Source organism: Actinomyces sp. HMSC075C01 (assembly GCF_001812965.1).
Lineage (GTDB): Bacteria > Actinomycetota > Actinomycetes > Actinomycetales > Actinomycetaceae > Actinomyces > Actinomyces acetigenes.
Genome location: NZ_KV811040.1, coordinates 178,497 through 180,221 on the forward strand (window position 1 = coordinate 178,497; position 1,725 = coordinate 180,221).

Genomic DNA, 1,725 nt, shown 5'->3' on the forward strand with positions numbered 1-1,725 from the left:
GGCCGGGCTGACACCACCACCGCCTGATCCACCGCCCGCCGCGAGAAGCCACGAGACACCCGGCAGCCCGGCACCAGCTCACGCACCACCGAGACCAACCGCTCACCCGCAGCCGAGCCCACCGCCCAGGTGGCCTGCCCACCCGAGGCGCGCAGCTCCAGCACCACCCGCCCCAGCGAACCATCCGCCAGGAGCCGCTCCACCAACCCCACCGCTGCGTCCTGGGCAAGCGGCAGAGCAAAGCGGAGTTGGTGCCATGCCAAGGGGCGGGTTGCGGGGGCCATCACGGGGTGCCTCCCGGCGTGGAGGACGGAGCGGCGACTTCACCGGATTCAGCCGCACCAGCACGATCCGGCAAAACGTGGGACGTCGTGGAAGGGGTGCCATGAGCCACGTAGCGAGCACCGTCATGACGCTGGCGAGCACACCGACCTGCCGAGCAACCACTAGGCGATGGCGACAGGGGCTCATTCGCAGCACAGCGCCCCACCGAGGCGATACCACGGGCGCTCTGCCCGCTATGAGCGCCATCCCACGGAGCCGCCGCATCACTCCCGGCAGCCGGCCCATCGCTGGTGCCAGGTTCATCTCTCGAGCAGGCCCCCGTACCTGGGGAAACCGCCTCATCCGCCGCTGGCTCCGCAGCCTCATCTGCCTCCGCCGCCATCTGCCGCGCCAGTGCCAGCACAATCCGCGCCACCGCCCGGTGATCCATGCTGCTTTGCCGCACCGGCACCAGCCGCACCTGCCGCGATGAACCAGGGCGACCACCGTGGTAGAGGGCCATCATGAGTGCCTCCTTGGGGTATGAGGCCGTCCACCGTTCTTTCGGTGGTCTCCAGTAGTGGAGTAAGAACTGAGACGCCGGCGGGAACGTGTCCGCTGCGTTTTGTCGTCGACGGGCCAACTCGGGCACTGCTCGGCCTGGCCCACCTCACGACGCCTATCCGTCTGTCGCTCGCTTCTGAGCGGCTCCCTCACCACTCCCGTCGGCTGCGCCACCAGCGCACTGCCAGCCAGGCGGCGGCGCTCACGGCGAGCAGCCCGACGAGCCAGGGCCAGCTGCTTTGCACGATGGCGACGATCCACCTCAGCCCCATCGCGATCAGGAGCAGGCCGACGCCGCATCGCAGCAGGCTGCCAGGCAGAGAACGCCTCGAATCGCTCATCATCACCATCTCCTCGAAGACTGCACAGGGGGTACTTGTCATGCCACGGCCGACTCATCGCAGGGCCTCCTCGTTCTCGTGCGCCCGCTCGCTATAACGCGGCACGGCAAAGCCAGGGATGCGGATGTCGCTCGCTACTTGGTCGCCCCACACCGCCCAGGGCTGGTTTGACTCTGGCCGCCTACGGGCAAACAGCTCCAGGTACGGCCCAGGACTGACCCGCTCGATAATGGCGAACTGCTCAGCCGGCTTGCGCGAGTGCTCTTGTACTGGGGCGTTGAACCAGGTCGGCTGGGAGCGCGACCCCAAGGGCGCTTTCCCTCGGGTGCAGAACAGCAGCTGCTCGGTGGCGTTACGCAGCTGGTAGCGGCCACCCAGGCCCAGGCGGAACTTCACCCAGGTCAGTGGGCTGCGCACCGTAAAGCCCCAGGCCTCGGCCACCTCATACGCCTTTGGCAAGAGCGCGTTGGTCGTCCACAGCCACAGGTGGGCATCACGGGCCGCCAAATGCCCCACCGGCAAGGCCTTGATCCGCGCCAGGCTCATCGTCCGGTAG

Annotated in this window: 3 protein-coding genes; all 3 read right to left on the reverse strand. The window is 68.2% G+C overall.

The features are described from left to right. A partial coding sequence (locus HMPREF2883_RS13490) for a hypothetical protein (RefSeq protein WP_256277500.1) occupies positions 1-212 on the reverse strand: 212 nt, incomplete at its 3' end. A gap of 765 nt (positions 213-977) precedes the next feature. Next, positions 978-1,211: a hypothetical protein gene (locus HMPREF2883_RS13495; RefSeq protein WP_070663097.1), complete on the reverse strand. Its 234-nt coding sequence runs from the start codon at positions 1,209-1,211 to the stop codon at positions 978-980. Between the two features lie 12 nt (positions 1,212-1,223). Further along, positions 1,224-1,725: MT-A70 family methyltransferase (locus HMPREF2883_RS13500; RefSeq protein WP_256277501.1), on the reverse strand; the 502-nt coding region annotated here is incomplete at its 5' end.

Excerpts from the sequence above, each read along its gene's own strand:
- HMPREF2883_RS13495 (WP_070663097.1), bottom strand. The coding sequence starts at position 1,211 with ATGACAAGTACCCCCTGTGCAGTCTTCGAGGAGATGGTGATGATGAGC.